This is a genomic window from Streptomyces iranensis, from assembly GCF_017874715.1.
Classification (GTDB): domain Bacteria; phylum Actinomycetota; class Actinomycetes; order Streptomycetales; family Streptomycetaceae; genus Streptomyces; species Streptomyces iranensis.
The window spans coordinates 157409-179658 of the sequence record NZ_JAGGLR010000011.1 but is presented as its reverse complement, the minus strand read 5'-3'; the positions used below and the strand labels follow the sequence as shown (position 1 = coordinate 179658).

General features: G+C 71.0%; 11 protein-coding genes. 1 reads left to right on the top strand and 10 read right to left on the bottom strand.

From position 1 onward, the window contains the following. Positions 1-3: 3 nt before the first annotated feature. From J2Z30_RS21395 to J2Z30_RS21385, 3 genes are all read right to left on the bottom strand, one after another. Positions 4-441 carry a glutaredoxin domain-containing protein gene (locus J2Z30_RS21395; RefSeq protein ID WP_044566820.1) on the bottom strand — a complete coding sequence of 146 codons (438 nt, stop codon included), beginning with the start codon at positions 439-441 and terminating at the stop codon, positions 4-6. Positions 442-476: 35 nt separating this feature from the next. Further along, positions 477-2054: an amidohydrolase gene (locus J2Z30_RS21390; protein WP_044566822.1), complete on the bottom strand. Its 1578-nt coding sequence runs from the start codon at positions 2052-2054 to the stop codon at positions 477-479. A gap of 65 nt (positions 2055-2119) precedes the next feature. After that, positions 2120-2332: an MbtH family protein gene (locus J2Z30_RS21385; RefSeq protein ID WP_044566824.1), complete on the bottom strand. Its 213-nt coding sequence runs from the start codon at positions 2330-2332 to the stop codon at positions 2120-2122. 93 nt (positions 2333-2425) lie between these two features. Here J2Z30_RS21385 and J2Z30_RS21380 point away from each other — a divergent pair, with 93 nt between their 5' ends. Beyond that, entirely contained in the window at positions 2426-3547 is a 1122-nt protein-coding gene (locus tag J2Z30_RS21380) for an alpha/beta hydrolase-fold protein (RefSeq protein WP_044566826.1), read from the top strand. A gap of 9 nt (positions 3548-3556) precedes the next feature. Here J2Z30_RS21380 and J2Z30_RS21375 read toward each other — a convergent pair whose 3' ends face one another. The 7 genes from J2Z30_RS21375 to J2Z30_RS21345 all read right to left on the bottom strand — a co-directional run bounded on the left by J2Z30_RS21375 (position 3557) and on the right by J2Z30_RS21345 (position 22236). Next, positions 3557-5257 carry an ABC transporter ATP-binding protein gene (locus tag J2Z30_RS21375; RefSeq protein WP_044580697.1) on the bottom strand — a complete coding sequence of 567 codons (1701 nt, stop codon included), beginning with the start codon at positions 5255-5257 and terminating at the stop codon, positions 3557-3559. Further along, positions 5244-16232, bottom strand: coding sequence for a non-ribosomal peptide synthetase (locus J2Z30_RS21370; RefSeq protein WP_044566828.1), 10989 nt, complete (start codon positions 16230-16232; stop codon positions 5244-5246). The genes J2Z30_RS21375 and J2Z30_RS21370 overlap by 14 nt, the downstream gene beginning before the upstream one ends. A 54-nt stretch (positions 16233-16286) precedes the next feature. Next, complete coding sequence (locus J2Z30_RS21365) at positions 16287-18074, bottom strand: ABC transporter ATP-binding protein (RefSeq protein ID WP_044566830.1); 1788 nt, start codon at positions 18072-18074, stop codon at positions 16287-16289. After that, positions 18071-19126 (bottom strand): iron-siderophore ABC transporter substrate-binding protein, encoded by a 1056-nt coding sequence (locus J2Z30_RS21360; protein WP_044566832.1) that lies wholly within the window; start codon positions 19124-19126, stop codon positions 18071-18073. The genes J2Z30_RS21365 and J2Z30_RS21360 overlap by 4 nt, the downstream gene beginning before the upstream one ends. A gap of 76 nt (positions 19127-19202) precedes the next feature. Beyond that, the gene (locus tag J2Z30_RS21355) at positions 19203-20078 is read right to left on the bottom strand and encodes an ABC transporter ATP-binding protein (protein WP_044566834.1); all 876 of its coding nucleotides are present in this window, start codon (positions 20076-20078) and stop codon (positions 19203-19205) included. Between the two features lie 41 nt (positions 20079-20119). Further along, entirely contained in the window at positions 20120-21181 is a 1062-nt protein-coding gene (locus J2Z30_RS21350; RefSeq protein ID WP_044566836.1) for a FecCD family ABC transporter permease, read from the bottom strand. Continuing rightward, positions 21178-22236 carry a FecCD family ABC transporter permease gene (locus J2Z30_RS21345; protein ID WP_044566838.1) on the bottom strand — a complete coding sequence of 353 codons (1059 nt, stop codon included), beginning with the start codon at positions 22234-22236 and terminating at the stop codon, positions 21178-21180. Before J2Z30_RS21345 ends, J2Z30_RS21350 begins: the two co-directional genes overlap by 4 nt. Between the last annotated feature and the right edge of the window lie 14 nt (positions 22237-22250).

The window sequence follows — 22250 nt, the reverse complement described above, 5'->3', positions numbered from 1 at the left end:
CTGTCACGCGGAGCGGGAGAGCTGTTCGCGCACCCATGCGGGGTCGGGGTTGGTGTGTGGCCGGCCTGCCACGACGACGGTCGGTACGGTCTCGTTGCCGTCGTTGGCCGCCCGCACCGCTGCCGCACCAGCCGGGTCACGCCAGATGTTGACCCAGTGCACCTGGCGGGCGTCGCGGCCCAGGCGGATACGCAGGCGGAGGCAGAACGCGCAGCCCGGTCGCCAGAAGACGACTGGACGGCCGTCTGCCGCGCTGCGCCGTTGTGCCTCCGGTGCGCTGATCGACCTCGGGAAGATCAGGGGCGAGTTCACGCCTGCGAGCAGTACGAACACCAGCAGGGGCGCTACGGCTGCGCCGGGGTTTCCGCTGGAGGTCAGGCCAGTGGCGAGGGCTGCGCCGCAGAGTACGAGGACTATCGGCAGGATCCAAGCGCGCGTCATAGCGGCCAAGGCTATCGGTGAGCCGGGCGCCGGCTTCATGACGTCGGCTTCCCGGTCTCCCGACCGCCGACGTACGTCGCCACCACCTCGATGTCCCCGATACGCGATGTATCGACCCGCCGGGGGTCGTCGCCGAGCACGACCAGGTCGGCGAGCTTGCCCGGGGTGAGACTTCCCAGGCTGTCCTCCCAGCGGCAGGCGAACGCGCCTGCGACCGTGTAGGCCCGCAGGGCCTCGTCGAGGGTGATCCCCTCGTCCGGGCCGATCACCTGACCGGACTCGGAGGTTCGCTCGACCATGAACTGGATGGCCCTCAGCGGAGATCCGTCCGTGACGGGACGGTCGGAGCTGCCGACGAGGGGGATGCCGTGATCCAGAAATGCCCTGCCGCGGTAGAGCCACGGGGCCCGTTCCTCGCCCATGATCGCCGCGTAGTCGTCGCCGAAGTAGCGCAGGAAGTTGGGCTGGACGACCGCGCTGATGCCGAGTTGCGCGAAGCGCGGGAGCTGGTCGGGGCGGATCAGGCCGGCGTGCTCGATGCGGTGCCGGGCGCCGGGGCGTGGCCGGAGGTGCTGGGCCCGTTCCAGGGCGTCCAGGGCCACGTCGGCGGCGCGGTCGCCGATCGCGTGGACCGCGAGCTGCCACCCGGCCAGATGGCCGTCCACGATCGTGTCCGCGAGCACCTCCGGGTCGTCCTGTAGCTCACCCATGTGGTCCAGCCCCTGGTACGGGCTGCTGAGCGCGGCGGTCCGGGCCATCATGCCGCCGTCCGTGTAGATCTTCAGCGCGCCCACGGAGAGCCGGTCGTCCCCGAACCCGGTGCGCAGTCCGAGGTCGAGGGCTCGCGGAATCCCGTCGGCTTCGTGTGCGGCGACCGGGTGCAACCGGTCGGCGGACACCATGACCTGTACGCGCAGCGGCAACAGGCCCGATTCATGGGCGAGTTGGTAGGCGCCCAGCTCGACCGGGCTGTGGCCGAAGAGGGTGTCGCCGATGCCCGCCTCGGCACAGGCGGTGACGCCCTCGGCCAGGCAGGTGCGGGCGGCGCGGGCGATCGCCTCGGCCAATTCCCGCTGGGAGTACGGGAGGCGCAGAGCGCGGGCGGCGCCCATGGCACCCTCGGCGAGGAACCCGCTCTCGTGCGGGATGTCGGCGGGGAGCAGGTCGAGGGCGGCGGAGTTGACGAGGCAGCCGTGCCCGGAATCGTGCATCACCAACAGCTTGCGCCCGTGGCTGACCTTGTCCAGTTCGGCGGCGGTCAGGTGGCGGCCCAGGGCTCGCTGGTCGTAGCCGACGATGCTCACCCAGGCTCCGGGCGAGCTGTTCCGGGTGACGGCCTCCTCCACGGTGGCGAGCACGTCGTCGATCCGCGTGCGCCCCGCGATGCTCGGGGTCTTCTGCTTGAACCCGGTCCAGGCCAGGTGCACATGGGGGTCGATGAACCCGGGCAGTACGGTGGCGCCCCGCAGGTCGATCACCTCGCGGGCGGGCAGGGAGGTCACGGCCTCGTCCAGGCCCACGATCCGGCCCCGCCAGATGCCCAGGTCGTGGGCGACGGGGTGGTCCGGGTCCATGGTGCGGAAGCGGGCGTTCGTCAGTCTGGTGCAGAGCATCTGCCAGGGCTCTCCTCGGTGCCTGGGCGGCTTGCGACGACAAAGGGGCCGGGGGTCGGCCCGAGTCAGTCCTCCATGGTCTCCGCCAGGGACCGGGGGCGCAGGTCGGTCCAGTGGGCCTCGATGAACTCCAGGCACGCCTCGCGGGTGTTCTCGTCGAAGACGATCGTCCATCCCCCGGGCACCTCGGCGAAGGCCGGCCAGAGCGAGTGCTGGCCCTCGTCGTTCACCAGGACCAGGAAACGGCCTTCGGTGTCATCGAAAGGGTTTGTGCTCATGCCCATCGCCTCCTACGAAGACCACACTTAGGTTAGGCTCGCCTAATTGACGGGAGTTTAGCTCTGTCCCTTCCCTCTCACAAGGAGACGTTCATGCGCCTGGGCGCGGCCGATGGGGAGAACGCCTTCGCCGGGTTCGGGCTGCCCGGCGCACCCGGCACCGACGAGTTCTGGGCGGCGGCGAGGACACCCGCGTCGGTGCCCGCCGACGGCGGTGGTTGGGTGACCTTGTTCCTGTGGCGCGGCTCTCCTGCGAGCATCGGCTTCGAGAGCTGGTCGGAGCCGGTCGCCCTGCGCCGGTGGGGTGACACGGACTGCTGGTACGCCGAGGTGCGCATGCCCGAGCGGCTGCGGGTGACCTATCAACTCCTCGTGGGCGACGCGGCGCACGCCGATCCGTTCAACCCGGCCGGTGCGGGCGGTGACCGGTCCATCGCCGCGACCCCGGACGCCCCGGCCCAGCCGCACTGGCCCGTCATCGGCACCGGCGCCGACGCCGTACTGCCACTCCCGCGCACCCGGATCCGCTGGAGCAGCGAACGGCTCGGCGGGCGGCGCACCGTGCGGGTCCACCCGGCGGGTGGTGGCGGACCCGTGGTCCTGCTGCTCGACGGGGACGACTGGCTGTACCTGCACCCGGCCATGACCGCGTTCGACTCGGCCGTCGCCAGTGGCGAGATGCCCGCCGTCACGCTCGTCTTCCTGCCGAGCAAGGACAGGGAGACCGAGTTCGGGTGCGGACCCGCCCTGTGGGAGGCGATCCGGGACGAACTGCTGCCACTGGTGGCGGAATCCGGCGTACCCGCCGATGTGGACCAGCTGGTGGTCGCCGGGCAGAGCATGGGCGGGCTGAGCGCGATGTACGCGGCACTGGAGTTCCCGGACCTGGTGTCCCGCGTCGCCTGTCAGTCGGGGTCATTCTGGTGGACACCCGACGCCATGGACCTGCCGGACCCCTTGGGCGGCCCGGTCGGCGGCACCGTCGCCGCGTGGCTGCGGGAGCGTCCCGACCTGTCCGGTCTGCGTATCGCGTTCGACGTGGGGGAACACGAGACCCGGATGCTCCCCCACTGCGAGCTGACCGAGACCCTGGCGACACGAACCGGCGCGACCGTACGGGTCTCGCGGTCGGCGTCGGGCCACGACCGGGCGGGCTGGCGGCACGCCCTGCTCAGGGATGTCGCCTGGGCATTCGATGAGCAGGCGGCTCGTTAGCCGATCGGTTCACCGGGCCACCACCGCGCAGTAGTCCTCGTTCGTGGCGAGGAGGTTGCGATGGGTGTCCTCGGCGGTGATGACGCCGTCGTCCAGTGCGAGGACACGGTCGGCGGCATCCAGGAGGGCCGGGCTGCTGGTGATCACGATGGTGGTCCGGCCCCGGCGCAGCTTCGCGACGTTGCGCGCGATGAGCTGCTCGGTGACCGCGTCGACGGCCGTCGTCGGGTCGTGCAGGACGAGGACATCGGTGTCGGCGGCGAGGGCGCGGGCCAGGGACAGCCGCTGGCGCTGGCCCCCGGAGAGGTTCGCACCGCGGTCGCGGACACCGTAGTCGAGCCCTTCGCGGTGGAGGGCGACCACGTCGGTCAGCATGGACGCTTCGATGGCCTCGGGGACCATCCGGCTACTGCCCAGTGGGTCGATGTTCGTACGGAGGGTGCCCGCGAAGATCTCCCCGTCGTACGGGTTCACCAGCATGTACGCGCGGACCGCCTCGACCGACAGGTCCCTGAGCTCCCGCCCGCTCACCCGCACCGCTCCCTCGTACGCGTCGGGCGGGACGGTCACGGCCAGGATCGACGCCAGGTCGGCCGCCGCGCGCGGCTGGTAGGCGGCGATCGCCACGAACTCGCCGGCGCCCACCTGGAACTTCAGCTTGCGCAGGGAGCCGTAGCGGAGGCAGTCGATCTCGAGGTCTCCGCCCGCGGCCGGGTGCTCCGCCCCCGAAGCCGTCACCGGCGGCGCGGCCAGCACCAGCGCCATCCGCTCGGCCGACGCGCGCGCCATCATCACGTACTTCGGCATCTCCGAGAACAGCTTGAGCGGTTCCATGATGAACTGCGCCAGCCCCACCGCCATGACGAGTTCGCCGATGTTGATTTCGCCGCTCCACGCCAGCGAGCCCGCCGTCAGGGTCACGGCGGCGGCGAGGACCGCGTTGAGGGCCAGCGCGGTGCCCGCGTACACGCCGTTGACCTTGGCGACCGTGATGGCCTGGTGGGTCGCCTCCGTGCTGACCTCACGGTAGGACCGGAACGCCGCGTGGTTGCCGCCGAAGCCGTGCAGCGGGCGCAGCCCGGTGATCAGGTCGGCGACCTTCGCGCCCGCCCGCGCCACCCGGGCCTGCTGTTCGCGGGTGCTGGAGCCGATCCGCTTGGACAGCACGCTCAGGGCCGACAGGATCGCGACGGTGCCCACGATCACCAGCAGGCCGAGCCGCACGTCGGCCAGGCCGAGGGCGACCGCCGCGACCAGCACCGCGACCAGCGAGCTGATCAGCAGCGGGACCACCTCGATGATATCGGCGGTCTGGTCGGCGTCCTCGGTGGCGATGGTCAGCACCTCGCCGGACTTGAGGTCCACGTCCCTGGCCACCGGCTGAAGGCCACAGGCCGCGACCTTCACCCGCCAGCGGTGTGCCTCGGTCGTATTGGCCTTCTGGAGGATGCGCATCCCGAACCGCCACGACAGCGACACCGTCGTGATGATCACCGCCAATGCGGCGATCGACAGGCCCAGCGCGCCGAGGCTCCGGTGGCGCATCGTGTGCTCGACGATCAGGCCGAGCGCGATGGGGAAGGCCGTCTCACCCGCCTGGTACAGGCCCATGAGGACGGTGCCTCGGGCCATGGCACCGATGTTGCGGCGCAGTGCGGTCCGGAGGATGTCGGACCCCGGTCGGGGCCGCCGGGTGTCAGGAGTTGTCATCGAGGTCTCGGGCATCGTTGTGGCGGGCATCGAGGTGGCGGGCATCGAGGTGGCGGGCCATCGCTTCCGGGGTGCGCAGGGTGAACAGGTCTCGGATCGTGATCACCGGACCGTACTCGCGGCGGAGCAGCCCGATCAGCCGCACCGCCAGCATGGAGTGCCCTCCCAGGGACACGAAGTCGCTCACCGCGCTCACCTCGTCGTCGTCCAGGTCCAGCGCCTCGGCGAAGAACTCGCACACCACGGTCTCGGTCTCGGTCGCGGGCCCCCGCTCCCCCGCCGTGGTCAGCGCGCCCAGCGGCTTGGCCGCCGGCAGCGCCTTGGTGTCCGCCTTCCCGTTCACCGTCAGCGGGATGCCGTCGACCTGGGCGTAGTGCGTCGGGCGCAGGAAGTCCGGCAGCCCGGCGCCCGCTTCGGTGGCCACCGTCGCCAGCTCCGCGCCCTCCAGCACCAGATAGGCGGCCAGCCGGTACGCGCCGTCGACCTGCGGATCGGGCTGGGCGACCGCGGCGACGAATCGGACCGCGGGATGTGCCGCGAACGCCGCCTCGACCTCGCCCAGTTCGACCCGGTGTCCCCGGATCTTGACCTGCTGGTCGGTGCGGCCCAGGTACATCAGGTTGCCGTCGGGCCGACGGGCCACCAGATCCCCGGTGCGGTACATGCGCTCGCCGGGTGCGCCGTACGGGCACGCCACGAAGCGGTGCGCGGTCTGGGCGGGCTGCCCGAGATAGCCACGCGCGATGCCGATGCCCGACACATACAGCTCACCGGGCACTCCGTCCGGCAGCGGCCGCAGCCATGGATCCAGTACGTGGACATCGGTGTTGTCGATCGCCACACCCACCACCGGGTCCTGACATTCGAAGGTGCCGACGCCGAGGGTGTTGATGGTGTACTCGGTGGGTCCGTAGAGGTTGTAGCCGACCGTCCCCTCGGTCTCGGCGAGCCGCTGCCACAGCGCCGGGGTGACGGCCTCGCCGCCCAGCAGCACCAGCGCCGGACGCCGTTCGGGGTTGTCGAGCAGGCCCTCTGCCACCAGCTGCTGCGCATAGGTCGGGGTCACGTTGATGACGTCGATGCCGTGCTCGAGGCAGTACTCGACCAGCCGGGGCGCGTCACGGCGCAGCTCCTCGTCACAGATGTGCACCTCGTGGCCGTCGGCGAGCCACAGCAGCTCCTCCCACGACATGTCGAAGGCGAACGACACGGTGTGCGCGATCCGGAAGACCCGGTGGCCGTGGACCGCCAGCACCGGCTCGAAGATCCGGCGCTGATGGTTGATCAGCATATTGGTGAGCCCCGCGTACTCGGTCACCACACCCTTGGGCTTCCCGGTCGACCCGGAGGTGTAGATGGTGTACGCGGGGTGCCGCAGCCGGTCCGGGTGGTCCGGCGCGAACGTCACAAACGGCTCGGCCTCGGGGAGGGGCCGGTCCAGCTCGATCAGGTCGCCGGTCAGCCGGGGCGACACGGCGCTCACGGTGAGAGTCACATCAGGGCGGGCGTCCGCGACGATCGCGGCGATCCGCTCGTCCGGGTGGTCCAGCTCCAGCGGAACGTACGCGGCGCCGACGCGCAGCACGGCGAACAGCGCCACGATCGAGTCGCGGGAGCGCGGGATCGCGAGGCCCACGGTCGTCTCGGGGCCGATGCCGCGCCCGGCGAGCACACCGGCCACGGCGCGGCTGCGGTCCCGCAGCTCGGCGAAGGTCATGGCCGAGCCATGGGCGACGAGCGCCACCCGCTGCGGGTCGCGGTCCGCCGCCTGGTCGAACCGGTCGACCACGGTGTCCGTGCCGATGTCCGTACGCGTCTCGGGCGAGGGCTCCGGTCCCAGGCCGGGCAGGGCGCCGACCGGGCCGGCCGACCGGGCCAGGTCTTCGAGCACACGCAGGTAGTCGTCGAGGAGACGGCGGGCGTTGCCGGTGTCCTCGTCGCGGTACTCCAGCTTGACCGTGAGCCGGTCGCCCGGCGTGACGACCCAGGTGAACGGGTAGTGGGTGGAGTCATCGGCTGCCACCGAGGTGATGCCGTGCCTGGCGTTCATCTCGGCGAACGCGTCCATGTCCAGGAAGTTCTGGAGCACGAACAGGTTGTCGAACAGGGTGTCGTGCCCACTGGCCCGCTGGATCTCGCCGAGCCCCAGGTGCTCGTGGACCATCGCCTCGACCCTGGCCTCCTGGACGGCCGAGAGATACCCGCCGACCGTGTCGTCCGGCCGGGCCCGCGTCCACATGGGCACGGTGTTGAGCAGTACGCCGACGATGCCGTCCAGGCCCTCGCCCTCCCGGCCGGAGACGGTCACGCCGAACACGGCATCGCTACGGCCCGTACGGGCGCCCAGCAGGAGGCCGAACGCGCCGGTCAGCACCGAGTTCAGCGTGACGCCGTGCGCCTTGGCCGCTTCCCGCAGCAGATCCGACAGCTCGGCGGACAGCGTGTGCACGAGGGCGGCCGGCAGATCGTCCGACAGGGCGGGCGCCGGTCCGGCGAGCAGCGTCGGCCCGGGGAGACCGGCCAGGTGCTCCGCCCAGAAGCGCTCCGATACGGCGGAGTCCCTGGCGTCGAGCGCCCGTGCGTGGTCCTCGAAGCTGGGCGTGGCCGGGACCGGGGCGGGCAACTCGCCCGCGAGGACGGCCTGGTAGGCGTCGAACAGGTCCCGCAGCACGATCTCGCGGGACCAGCCGTCCCACAGCAGCAGGTGGTAGCTGAGCAGCAGCCCGTCGCGGTCGTCGGGCAGACGCACCACCGTCATCCGGATCAGCGGCGGCTCACCCGGGTCGAATCCGGTGTCGCGGTCCCGGGTACGCAGGGCCTCGACCTCCGCGTCCGTGGAGAGCGCGACCGTGCGGACATCGGCCCGGCGGCCCGCCCCCAGGACCTGGACCGGGTTTCCGTCGTCGTCGGTGGTGAAGCCGGCGCCCACGACCGGGTACCGCTCGATCACATACGCCATCGCCTCGGCCAGCGCGTCGGTGTCCAGGCGCCGGTCGAAGGTGAACCAGCTCTGGGCGACATAGTGTCCGGCCGGGCCCGCCATCTGGGCCTGGAAGAACAGGCCCCGCTGGAGTGGGGTGACCGGTGCCGTGCGCTCGGCCGTCGCGGAGGCGTCCGCGATGTGTTCCAGTGCGCGCCGCCAGTGTTCGGTGATCTCGTCCGGGATGCCCTCGGCGAGGGTGAAGTCCGTGTGCAGGCTTCCGGTGGCCGCGTCGGTCCAGGCGTTGACCTCGACGGCGTACGGGCTGCCCTGATCGCCGCCGGTGAGGCGCAGCGCCTGGGACTCGCCGCCTCGGCCGAGATAGTTGAACAGCACCTGGGGGCGTGCGGTGAACAGCGGGGCCGTCTGCGGGGTGAGGTACCTGAGTTGGCCGTAGGCGACGTGCCCCCGCTCGTCCGGCTGACACTCGGCCACCTCGTACGCCGCCGCGACGGGGTCGGTGTGCGCCGTGAGCCGTACGGGCGCGATGGAGGTGAACCAGCCGACCGTGCGGGTGTAGTCGTGGTGCTCCAGCGCCGGGACCCGGCCGTGCCGCTCCAGCTCGATCGCGAGATCGGTGGGCGATGGCTGGATGTGGGTCAGCGCGGTGCGCAGCGCGCCGCACAGCAGCTCGGTGAGGCCGACGCCGAGTGCCGCGGGCGCGGTACGCGTCACGCGGTCGCTCACGTCGGGGGCGAGTACGACGGCGGTCTCACGCAACTCGCCTATGGCAGGCAGCAGTTCGGGCGCCTGGAGGGTGGTGACCCAGTGTCCGAGGTCGTCGATGGCATGGGTGGCTTGGAGGGTCAGCGCTTCGGCGTACTCGGCGTACGACGTGGTCGGCGGGGGCAGGGTCTCCCCGCGCAGGGCAGCGGCCAGGTCGTCCAGCAGGACCAGCCAGGACACCGAGTCGACGGCGAGGTGGTGCACGGTGACCACCAGGGTCCGGCTCGCCGCCAGCCACGAGAACGCGACCACGTTCCCGGACTCGGGATCGAGCCGTCCGGCGGCCTGGTTCGCCACGGCCGTCGCGTCGGCCGTGTTCGCCCGTACGACCGTCATCTCGACGGAGGGCTCGGTGCGCAGGGCCCACACTCCATGCTCGACGCGCAGCCGCAGCCGGAGGGCCGGGTGCGCGGCCACGACGGCGTTCGCGGCGCGCTCGACCTCGGCGAATTCGGTACCCTCCGGGGCCACCAGCGTTCTGGCCTGGGCGAACCGGGCGAGCGAGCCGCCCAGTTCCCGCTGGCGCAGGATGATCGGCGTCGGGGTCAGCGGGCCGTCCTCGCGGCGGGCGGGCGCGGGTGCCGGGGCGGCCTGCGGGGTGCGCGTTCCCAGGTGCTCGGCGAGCGCACGCGGTGTCCTGAACAGGAACACGTCCCGTGGCGCGATCGTCAGGCCGAGCGCCCTGGCCCGGTTGATCACGGTGATGGCGACGATGCTGTCGCCTCCGGCGCGGAAGAAGTCGGTGTCGGCGCCAGCAGCGGCGCCTGGCAGCGTCTCGGTGAAGATACGGACCAGCGCGTCGAGCGCGGCGTCTTCGGCTGCGGGTGCGCCCCGCAGGGGCGCGGGGAACTGCGCGCCCAGCCATGACGTACGGTCAGACGAAGAAGGCCCCGTCGCGGCGCTCTCTGTCAACGCTCTCCGGTCGAGCTTGCCGTTGACGGTCAACGGCAATGCCTCGACCGGCAGAACCCGCCCCGGCATCATGTGCCCAGGCAGTTTCGTGGACAGCAGATCGCCAAGGTCGTCCGGCACCTGGCCCACGACATGAGCGACCAAGTGGTCCCCGCTCTCAGCCACCGTGACGGCCACGTCGACCACACCGTCGAGCTCCCTGACCACGCCTTCCACCTCCGCCAACTCAATGCGGAATCCCCTGAGTTGGACCTGGTCGTCGGTGCGTCCGGTGAACTCCAGCTCACCGTCGAGGGTGCGGATGGCCAGGTCGCCCGTGTGGTACATGCGGGAGCCGTCGCCCATGAACGGGTTCGCCACGAAACGGCCCGCGGTGAGCCCCGGCCTGCCCAGGTAGCCGAGGGACACCTGGTCGCCGGCGACGTAGATGGCGCCCACTCGGCCCGGCGGCACCGGCCGGAGCCGGTCGTCGAGCAGATGGATGGCCAGGCCGGGGATCGGGCCGCCGATCGGGCTCACGTCGTCATCGGCGCCGAAGTCCTCGTCGGTCAGCACCCGGTGGGTGACATGGACGGTGGTCTCGGTGATGCCGTACATATTGACCAGTTCGGGCGATCCGGTGCCGTGCCGCTCGATCCAGCCGCGCAGCCGCCCGAGGTCCAGCGCCTCGCCGCCGAAGATGATCCGGCGCAGCGCGGGCAACGGCTCGCCCGTATGCCGGTCGGCCTCGATGAACTGGTAGAACGCCGACGGCGTCTGGTTGAGCACGGTCACGCCGCGCTCGCGGACCAGCCGGTGGAAGTCGACCGGCGAGCGGGTCAGCCCGTACTCCGGCACCAGCAGCTCACCGCCGTGCGCCAGCGCGCCCCACAGTTCCCAGACCGCGAAGTCGAAGGAGAAGGAGTGGAACTGGACCCATACGTCGTGCGGTCCGAAGTCCATGTCCGGCCGGGTGTTCGCGAGCAGCGTCACCACGCTGGAGTGCGGGACGACGACACCCTTGGGTCTGCCGGTCGAGCCGGACGTGTAGATGACGTACGCGGGGTCGTGCCACCTCACCTCCGGCCCGGCCTCCGTATCGGCCTGCGGCGGCTCGTCTCCCTGAACCAGCACACGGGCCGGCACACCCGCGCGGGCCAGCAGCCGCGTGAAGCGGTCCCGCTGCTCACGGTCCACGAGAACGACCTGCGGAGCGGCGTCGGCGAGGAGGTACTCCAGCCGGTCGTCCGGGTAAGCCAGGTCCAGCGGTACATACGCGCCGCCCGCGGTGACGATCGCGACCAGGGCGACCACCTGCTCGACGGAGCGTGGGACGGCGACGGCGACCCGTTTGCCGGGCCGGATACCGGCGGCACGCAGGGTCCAGGCCAACTCGTCCTTCGCGTCGGCCAGTTCGCCGTAGGTCAGGGACCGGGTGCCGCCGTCGAGGGCGCACTGGGTCACGGCGGTGGCGGCCGGGTCGCGGTGCGCGGTGGCGTCGAACAGTGCTCCCAGGGTCGTCGGGGTGATCCGCTCGGGACGCCGGTCGCTCTCGGGCGTCAGGTCGCCGACAGGGACGTCCGGCCGGGTGAGCAGGCGGGTGAACGTGTGGGCGAACGCGCGCAGGATCGCCTGGGCGCCCGGCTCCCGCAGCAGTTCGCCGTCGTAGATCAGGTTGAAGCGCGGACGGCCGTCCAGTGCGCGCTCCACCACCAGCGTCAACGGGTAGTGCGGGGCGCCCTCGTTGACGATGCCGGTGATGACCAGCGTGTCGTCGGGCCGCCGCAGGGCGTCCACATCGGTCGCCACGTCGAACACCACCAGGGTGTCGAACAGGGTGCCCACGCCGGCCTGGCGGCCGATCCCGGCCAGCGAGACATGCTGGTGCGGCAGGACCGCGCTCTGGTGTTCCCGCACCGAGGCGAGCAGATCACGCGCCGTGGTGGTACGGGTCCAACGGGCCCGCACGGGGATCGTATTGATGAACAGACCCACCATGTCCTCGATGCCGGGCAACTCGGCGTCACGCCCGGACACCGTGGAACCGAACACCACGTCCGTGCCGTGCAGGACGGAGCCCAGGGTCACCGCCCAAGCGCTGTGCACGGCCACGCTCAGCGGCACACCGGCCGCCCGGACGGCCGCGTCGATGTCGTCCTCCGGCTCCACGGCGGTGTCGGCGAACCGGTCGGACGGGGTGTGGCCCTCGGCGACCAGCGAGGGGCCGGGCAGCCCGGCGAGCTGTTCGCGCCATACGCGGTCGCTCTCGTCGTCGTCACGTCCGGCGAGCCGGCGCACGTATTCGGAGAAGCCGACGGCCGGGTACCCGGTCCCCGGCGCATGGTATTCGGCGAGCAGCGCCCGGAGCATGGGCGGCACCGACCAGCCGTCGGCGATGATGTGGTGCACAGTCTGCACCAGGACGTTCCGGCCGGGACCCCCGCGGATGAGCGTGTACCGCATCAGCGGGCCGTTGGCCAGGTCGAACCCGGCCCGTCGGTCCCGCTCGGCCAGGTCGCGGACCTCATCGTCGGTGACGCCGGGGCGGTCCACCGTGCTGAAGGGCGCTTCCACACCGCTCTCCAGGATGGAGACCACACGGCCGTCGGCGAGGGCCACGAACCGTGCGGCCAGGTTCGGGTACAGCGTGAGCACCCGGGTGGCCGCCGCCGCGAGCCGGTCGGCGTCCACCGCGCCGTCCAGTGTCAGCAGCTGCTGTTCGACGTAGGCGCCGGCCGAGTCGTCGTCGAAGACGGAGTGGAAGTACAGGCCCTCCTGCAACGGGGTCAGCGGCAGGATGTCGCGCAGCGCCGGGCCGTCCAGGGCCTCGACGTCGGCCTGCGTAAGGGGCACGAGCGCGAAGTCGCTGGGAGTGTGGCCGCCCCGGTCGAGCGAGGCCAGCCCGGCCAGGGCCGTCCGGAAATACCCGCCGAGGGTCGCGATGTCCTCGTCGGTGAACATGCCGTCGGGCCAGGAGATGGTGGTGACCAGTTCGTACTCGCCGGTGGCGGCGGGTTCGGCGATCGCGTTGAACTCCAGGGAGCGCGGCAGCCGCATCCCCGGATCGCGCTTCTCGCCCAACTGGTCAGTCGTGCCCGCGAGTTGCCAGTTGCCGGTGGCTCCCGCGTCGAAGCGGCCCAGGTAGTTGAAGAGCACCTGTGGTGCGGGCGTGTCGAACTCGACGCGGGTCAGGTACCGCAGCGCGCCGTACGAGACGCCGTTGTCCGGCACGCGGGCGAGGTCTTCCTTGACCGCCTTGAGCGCGGCGGTCAGGTACTCGGGGGCGGTGAAGTCGGCCGCCGCGCCGGGATCCACGGTCACCGGGAACAGGGTGGTGAACCAGCCCACGGTCCGCGACAGCGCGGGCTCGAAGCCGGCGGAGCCCGCCACGAACTGTCCTTCGCGGCCGTGGCCCTCCAGTTCGATGTGGGCGAAGGTCTGCTCCTGCCCCAGGTCGCGGCGCCACCGGGCGAGGGCGACGGCGAGTCCGGTCAGCAGTACGTCGTTGACACCCGCGTGGAACTTCGCGGGTATCTCGCCCAGCAGCGCGGCCGTGACCCCGGGGCCGACCGAGATGGCCTGGAGCCGCTCCGCCGCCACCGTGTCGGCCGTGGAGAGCGCGCGCCTGCCCAGCAGTCGGTCCTCTCCCGGCAGGGGACGCCAGTAGGAGGAGCTGTCCGCGTCGAACGCCGCGCGCTCCAGCAACTGCGTCCAGCGCCTGAACGACGTGCCCACCGGGGGCAGCTCGATCGGCGCACCCGAGGTGAGCTGCCGCCATGCGGTGGCCAGGTCGTCCATCAGGATCCGCCAGGACACTCCGTCGATCACCACGTGATGGGCGATCAGGACCAGCTGCCGCGCCCGGCGGCGCCAGACCGCACGCAGCATCACGCCGCCCGCCGGGTCCAGCCCTTCGGTGGCGAGCGCCACACACTCGTCGAGCGGCCGGTCGCTCTCCTGCCATCCCGGAGCGGCCTGGTCCGCCTCCGGGATGTCGAAGCTCCAGCGTTCGCCGCGCACCAGCTTGGCGCGCAGCATGTCGTGCCGCTGGATCAGGGCGGTGAGGATCTCGTCGAGCGCGTCGGCGGTCAGGTCCGCCGGGGTATTCAGCACGACCGACTGCACGAAGCCACGAATCGCGTCCGTGGTGTCCCCGAGCCACTGCACGATGGGCGATCCCACGACGGAACCGGTCGCGACATCGCGGTGGTCCACGGTGGAGACGTCTTCGCGGCTCGCCACCGCTGCCAGTGCCCCCACGCTGCTGTGGGTGAAGATCTGCCGTGCCGTGACGTAGAGCCCCGCGTCGCGCAGTGCGCTCAGCAGGGAGATCGCCAGGATGCTGTCTCCGCCGAGTTGGAAGAAGTCCTGGTCGACACCGACCTCGTCGAGCCGCAGCACCGCCGCGACGGCCGCGCACACCGCGTGCTCGTTCTCGGTGGTGGGGTGTACGAGCGAGCCCGCCGGGACCGCGGGCTCCGGCAACGCGCCCCGGTCGAGCTTGCCGTTCGCGGTGAGCGGGAACTCCGTCATCACGACGACATGGGTGGGCACCATGTACTCCACCATGTGTTCGGTGGCCCACGCCTTGACCTCGGCCGCCCTCAGCTCCTCGCTGCCGGTGGCCGGGATCACATACCCCACCAGGTAGGTGCCGCCTGTCGCGTTCTTCTTCGCGACGACGCAGGTGTGCCGTACTCCGGGGTGCTCCGCGAGACCGACCTCGACGTCCTCGATCTCCAGCCGCATACCGCGGATCTTGATCTGGTTGTCGGCCCGGCCGAGGAAGTCGAGCGATCCGTCCGGGGTGTACCGCGCGAGGTCACCGGTCCGGTACAGCCGGGACCCGTCCGCGGCGAAGGGGTTCGCCACGAACCGGGACGCCGTCAGGCCGGGCGCGCCCACGTATCCGCGTCCCAGAAGGAACCCGCCCACGTAGAGTTCGCCGCCGGCCCCGACCGGGACCGGGCGCAGTTCGTCGTCCAGCACATACAGCTGGGTGTTGGGGTTGGCCTTGCCGATCGACGTCGACAGCCGTTCCGCCGCCCCCCGGTAGATGACGTGCGAGACGCCGATCGTCGTCTCGGCCGGGCCGTAGCCGTGGTACATGGGGATGTCGAGCTTGGTGCGGAACCTCTCGTACAGCTCCGGGGTCAGCACCTCCCCGCCGCACCACACGTGCCGCAGGCTGTCCAGCCTCCCGGAGTCGCCCGCGATCTCCAGCAGCACGTCCAGCATGGACGACACCAGATACGTGAAGGTGACGCGCTGTTCGGCGATCACGCTCAGCAGGTGGTGCGGATCGCGTTCGCCGTCGGGCCGCAGGATCACCAGCCTGGCGCCGGACACCAGCGGCAGGAAGATCTCGTTGATGGAGATGTCGAAGGACAACGGCGCCTTGAACAGCGATGCGTCGTCGTGGCCGAAGCCCAGGATCTCGTTGATCTGCCACAGCAGGCGTTCACTGATCGCCGCGTGCCGGATCATCGCGCCCTTGGGCCGCCCCGTCGAACCGGACGTGAAGATCACGTATGCCAGGGCGTCGCCGGGGACGGCGACCGCGGTGCCCTCCGTGGGGTGGGAACCGAAGCGCCAGTCGCCGAGGTCGACGGCCACGGCCTCCGGTTCGGCCGGATCGCGTTCCCCCGAGTCGTTGAGCTGCACCACGACCTTGGCGTCCTCGATGACGACGGCCCGGCGCGCGGCCGGCCACTTCGGATCGAGCGGCACGAACGCGCACCCCGCCTGGAGTACGGCGAGCAGCCCGATCACCATGTCGGCGGAGCGGCGCAGCGAGATGCCGACGACCTGTTCGGGGCCAAGTCCGCGTGCGATGAGGTGGTGGGCCAGCTGGCCGGCCAGCCCGGCCGCCTCACGGTAGGTCAGCGACCGGCGCTCGTCGACGATGGCGACGGCGTCCGGCCTGGTCCGCGCCTGCTCGCGGAACATCTCCACGATGGTCGGGCGGACCCGGTCGGTCTCGGTGTCGTTCCACCCGGCCAGGGCCTCGAGCCTCGCCGCCACGCCGGCCGGGCCGATGGTGCCGATGGGCCGGTCCGGGAATTCGGCCAGGTCGTCCAGTGCGAGCTGCGCATCGGCCGGCCCAACGCCGCCCGGGAGGACGATGCTCCGCTCGTCCGCGCCGACCTCCCAACCGTCAGGCGCCGTACCGCCGTTGTCGACCCATCCGAGGATGTCGGCGAACAGCGTGCCGGGGGTGAGGTCGATGTCGTGGGGGCTCCGGCCCGTTGCCCAGTACGACAGCGCGATGGCGCACGCCTCGGCGATGGTCCGGTCCGAGAAGTCACCGATCCGCCGGCGTACGTCGGCGACATGTGTGGGAGAAAGCAGTACGCGACGAGCGCTCGGTTCCACCATCGATGACTCAGCATCCCTTCCGCGTCATGAAAAGCTCTTCTGAATCAGGGGTGGCTAACTGCCTTCTCGCCAGGCCCGCCACAGGCGCGCATACCGGCCGCCCAGGGCCACCAGCTCCTCGTGGGTTCCCTGCTCCACCACGCGTCCCGTGTCCAGCACGGCGATCCGGTCCGCCGCCATCGCCTGGGTCAGCCGGTGCGCCACGAACAACGTGGTCCGGCCCGAGCACGCGGCCAGCACGGCCCGCTCCAGCTCGGCGGCGCCCTCGCTGCCCGCCTCCGCGGTCGACTCGTCGAGCACCACCACCGGCGACCGGGCCAGCACCAGCCGGGCCAAGGCGATCTGGGCGACCTTGGTGACGTCCAGCCGCTCTCCGCCCTCGCCGACCAGGGTGTTCAGCCCGTCGGGCAGCGCGTCGGCCCATCCATCGGCGCCGACCGTGCGCAACGCGTCCATCAGCTCGGCGTCGGTCGCCTCCGGCGCGGCCAGCCGCAGGTCGTCGGCGAGCGGACCGGAGAACACATGCGTGTCCTGCGTCAGGATGCTCACCATGGCCCGCGCCCCGGCCTCGTCCAGACCGGCGAGGTCGGTCGGCCCGATGTGCACCGACCCGGCCTGCGGGGTTCCGATGCCCGCGATCAGCGCGGCGAGGGTCGTCTTGCCCGCGCCCGTCGCCCCCACCAGCGCGAGCGAGCCGCCCGCCGGGATCGTCAGGCTGACGTCCCGGAGGACCGGATCCTCGGCGTCGGGATAGCGGAACGTCAGCCCCTTCACCGTCACCGGGTACGGCACGGCGTCCACCGGTGCGACGGCCGCGTCGCCCACCAGCCGGTCCTCCGCGGCCTCCCCGACCACGCCGACCAGCCGGGTCAGGCTCGCCCCCGACTTCTGTGCCTCGTCGAAGGTGAACATGATGGAGCCCAGCGGGGTGAACAGCCGATGGAACATCAGCGGGGCCGACGACACCTCGCCCAGGCTTGCGGCATCGGTCTCCAGCAGGGCGTACCCCACCACGATGATCAGGACAAGACCGATGAACTCGGCGCGGTTCTCCCTGCCGACGAACCGGCCGAAGAACCGGAACACCTCGATACCGAAATTGCGCACTCGCCACGACTCGCTGGTGACCTGCTCGCGGAAGGCGCCCTCGAGGCGGTACGCCCGGACCGTGTCGATCCCGTTCAGGCCACTGATCAACGCCTGTGCGCGGTCTGCCTGGGCCGCCCGCTGCTTCTGGTAGAGCGGGGCGGACCGGGGCAGGTACCAGCGCAGGGCCAGCGCGTACGCGGGCAGCGCGCCGGCGCCCGCGAGGCCGAGCCGCCAGTCCAGTCCGAACATGCCGACCGTTGCGATGAGGACCAGCACCCCCGCCGAGAACACGGTGGGGACGGCGGTGCGGATGCCCTTGGACAGCACGGCCACGTCGTCACCGACCCTGGACAGCACGTCTCCCCGGCCGACCTGCTCGATCCGGGCGCTCGGCATCCCCAGCACCGCACGGACGGCGCCTTCCCGCAGTCCCGCGAGCAGATCCGCGCCGAGCCGCCCGATGAGATAGGTCGACGCCGCGGCGGCCGCCGCGCCGAGCAGCGCGGCGGCCCCCATCAGCACCCCGATCGTGACCAGGGCCGAGCGCGGTTCACCCTCGACCACCCCGTCGACCACCCGGCCGAGCAGCAGCACCGGGAGCACCTGGAGCGCCGCCCCGGCCACCGTGGTGAGCACGGTGGCGGCCGTCAGCCAGGGCATCTCGCGGCAGTGCGCCGTGACCCATCGGGTGGCCACGCGTCCGGTCGCCGTACGCAGGGTCGCCGGGGTGACACGCACGTCAGTGGTGCTCACCCCCGGCCGGCCGACTTGACGAGTTCGTCGATCGCGTACGGCAGGGACAGCAGGGTGCCCTGGGAGATGGCCGCGCCGACGGCCGGGCCCTCGCTGTCCAGCAGATACGACACCTTGCCCTTCTTCACGGCGTCCAGGTTGGTGAACAACTGGAATTTCTTCAGCGCCCGCTGGTCCGTCTTGTCGTTGATGACGAAGACGCGGTCGACGTCGACCAGGTCGACGCGCTCGGGGGAAAGGACGGTGAAGAACTTCCCGTCCGCGGCCTTGTCGATCTTGGTCTGGTAGGTGAAGCCAATGCCCGTCAGCAGCCGTCCGCGCACATCGGTGGAGGTGAACGGCGCCACCGAGTTCTTGTACCAGGACAACGCGACGGCGGTCTGGTCCGCGAACTCCGGATGCGCCTTCTTGGCCGTGTCGAGCTTGTCCTGGATCCCCTTCACCAGCCTGCTGCCCTCGTCCTCCTTGCCCAGCGCCTTGGCGATCTGCCCGGCGTTGTCCTGCCAGGGGGCGCTGAACGGCTCCTTCTCGCCCTTGGTACGGCCGACGGTCGGGGCGATCTGGGAGAGCTTGTCGTAGGCGGCCTTGTCGATCTCGGAGTAGACCGCGACGATCAGGTCCGGCCGCAGGGCCGCGATCTTCTCGTAGTTGGGGCCGGAGTCGCCGTTCTTCATGACGACCTCGGGCCGGGTGTCGCCCCACTTGTCCTTCACCCAGGGCCACTGGGTGTTGATGTCCGGCTTCTTGCCCGCCGGGTTCGGGTACTGGTCGACCATGCCGACCGGTCTGACACCGAGCGCCAGCATGGCCTGGTCGTCCGTGTAACCGACGGAGACGACCCGCTGGGGAGCCTTGGTGATCTTCGTGGATCCGAACGCGTGCTCCACGGTGACCGGGAATGTGCCGGAGGCGGCGGCGGGGGCGTCGTCACTCGCTTCGTCCGCCGAGTCGGAACCACATCCCGCGAGGAGGCCGACGCCGAGGGCCGCCGCGGACAGCGCCGCCGCCAACCGCCGCCATGGCGCCATACGCGTCGTTCGATGGAGAAGCATCCGGAATCCCTTGCTATCGCGCCGTCCGTTACACCCCTGACCAAGGGCAGGCAAACCTTATCCCGTGGAAGTGAGGCTAGCCTAGCCTTACTTGTGAAGTCCTTACCGGAACCTGGCCGGGCCGGACATGGGTACGGCCGATCGGCACGATGAGCGGCCGATCACCCACCGGGTCGTCAATGACCGTGGCACGCAGCCCGAATGCCTCGTCCAGCAACTCGGCGGTGATCACGTCGCGCGGGTGCCCCTGCGCCAGGATCGAACCCGCCCGCATCACGATGAGGTTGTCGCTGTACCGCGTGGCCAGATTGAGGTCGTGCAGCACCATGACCACCGTGCGGCCCGACTCGTGCAGGTCGTCCACCAGGTCGAGCACGTCGATCGCGTGCGCCAGGTCCAGGTAGGTGGTCGGCTCGTCGAGGAGCAGCAGATCGGTGCCCTGGGCCAGGGTCATCGAGATCCAGACCCGCTGGCGCTGCCCGCCGGACAGCGAGTCGACCGGGCGGTCGGCCAGATCCGACACTCCGGTCATGGCCAGCGCGCGCTCCACGACACCGGCGTCGTCCGACGACCACTGCCGCAGCCAGCTCTGATGCGGATGACGCCCCTTCGCGACCAGGTCGGCCACCGTCAGCCCCTCCGGCGCGACCGGCGCCTGCGGCAGCAGGCCCAACTTCTTCGCCACGTCCCTGGTCCTGAGCCCCGCGATGTCCTCCCCGTCCAGTACGACGGCCCCCTCGGCCGGTTTGAGCAGCCGTGTCAGGGTGCGCAACAGGGTGGACTTGCCACAGCCATTGGGACCGATGATCGTGGTGATCACGCCGGGCGGGATCGTCACGTCCAGGTTTTCGATGACGGTCCGGCCGCCGTACCCGACCGTGACGCCTCTGGCCGCGAGCCGCGTATCGCCCTGGGCCGCGGACTCGATGTCGGTGATGTGCTCGGCGCTCACAAGCCCCCCTGTATCAAGGTGTTGCCTGACGTCATTGCCATCTATCTGAGGTTCGCCCGCACCAGCAGACAGACGAGGAAGGGGCCGCCGATCGCGGCGGTGACCACGCCGACCGGGAGGGTGATCGGCAGCGCCGTGCGCGCGACCAGGTCCGAACCGATCAGCAGCGACGCTCCCACCATGCCGGAGGCCACCAACGGCGGCGTCGGGCACCTCGCCAGACGCATCGCCACCTGCGGCGCCACCAGCGCGACGAACGGGACCGGGCCCGCGGCGCTCACCGCCACAGCGGCCAGCAGGACCGCGCACAACAACAGGACCGCCCGCACCATCGAGTACCGGACGCCCAGGCCGGCGGCGACCTCGTCGCCCAAGTGCATCGGCTTGAACTGGAACGCGACACAGGACACGACGACCAGGAGGACGAGCGTGCACCACAGCGCCACCCGGACCTCGCCCCACGAGCGGCCCTCCAGCGAGCCGACCAGCCACGCCTGGGCTCGGGCCACGTCCTTGATGTCGGCCGTGGCCAGCAGCCATGTGGTGATCGCCTCCATCACGGCGCTCACCGAGATGCCGATGAGGATGAGCCGGAAGCCGTCGATACCGCGCCGCCACGCCAGGAAGTACACCAGCAGTCCGGTTCCTAGACCGCCCGCGAGCGCCGCCGCGGACAGGCCCACGGCGCTGACGACCGCCGCGGCGGTCCCGCCCGACACCGTCACCAGGAACACCGCGACCGCGCCGGCGCCCCCGGTGACTCCCAGAATGTCCGGGCTGGCCAGCGGATTGCGGGCGATGGACTGAGTCAGTGCCCCGGACACCCCCAGCGCGACCCCCACGATGAGCCCGGCCAGGGCACGCGGCATCCGCAAGTCCATGATCACGAACTCGTCGACCCGCTCGCCCCCGCCGAGGATCGTGGCGATCACCCGGGACAGGCCGATGGGGAAGTCCCCGACGCCGATGGACAGGCAGAACACCAGGAAGGTGGCCGCGGCCAACAGCAGCGTGACGCTCACCAGCCAGGGCCGCCACACGAACGACACCTGGCCGAGCCGTACGCCCGGTGCCACCGATCGCTTCACATCCGTCCCGCTCATGTGTTCTTGAACTTTCCGAGCCACACCAGGGCCGCGAAGAACGGGGCGCCCAGGAGAGCTACGACAACACCCGCGTCCAACTCACCCGGCCGCACCACCAAGCGCCCCACGATGTCGCAGACCAGGAGGACGACGGCCCCGAGCAGACCCGCGTACGGCACCAGCCAGCGGTAGTCCGGCCCGGTCAGATACCGGGCCACATGGGCCACCATCAGTCCGAGAAACGCGATGGGGCCGCACGCCGCCGTCGCCGCGCCCGCCAGCAGGGTGATGGCGACGATGCCGACGGTCCGGCTCAGCGCGATGTTCACGCCCAGCCCCCGCGCCACGTCGTCACCCAGATTGAGCAGGTTGAGGGCGGGCAGCGTGGTCAGCGCCAGCACCAGCCCGACGGCGATGAACAGGGTCACCGGCCGGATGACATCGAATCCGGCACCGGCCACGGAGCCCGCGTTCCAGAACCGCAGCGCGTTCAGCGACGCCTGGTCCGACAGCGCGACCGCCGTGGTCATCGCCGTCAGGAACACCGTGATCCCCTGTCCGGCCAGTACGAGCGTCAACGGGTTGCCGGCCCCCCGGCCGATGCTCGCCAGCCCGAACACCACCACACCGGCGACCGCCGCCCCCAGGAAGGCGAACCAGACGTACTGGAACGGGTCGGTGAACCCGAACAGGGCGATCACCGACACCACGGCGAACGAGGCACCGGCGTTCACCCCCAGCAGGCCCGTGTCGGCGATCGGGTTCCGCGTGTACCCCTGGATCAACGCCCCGCCGACGCCCAGGGCGATGCCCGCCACGATCGCGAGCACCGTCCGGGGCACCCGCACGGTGCGCACGATGAGCCTGATCTCGGTGAGGCGCTGGTCGGAGTCCGGCGCCGCGAACAACCCGTGCCACACCTCGCCGGGACTCAACGCGCGCGCACCGACGGCCAGCGACACCGCCCCCGCGATCACGAGGAGCGCCACCAGCGTGCCCATGCCCACAACCCGCCGCCGTCGGGCCTCTGTCGTGCCCCTGGCCAAGGGGCGCTCAATCGCAGTCGTGCCCATGTCTCAGTACGTCA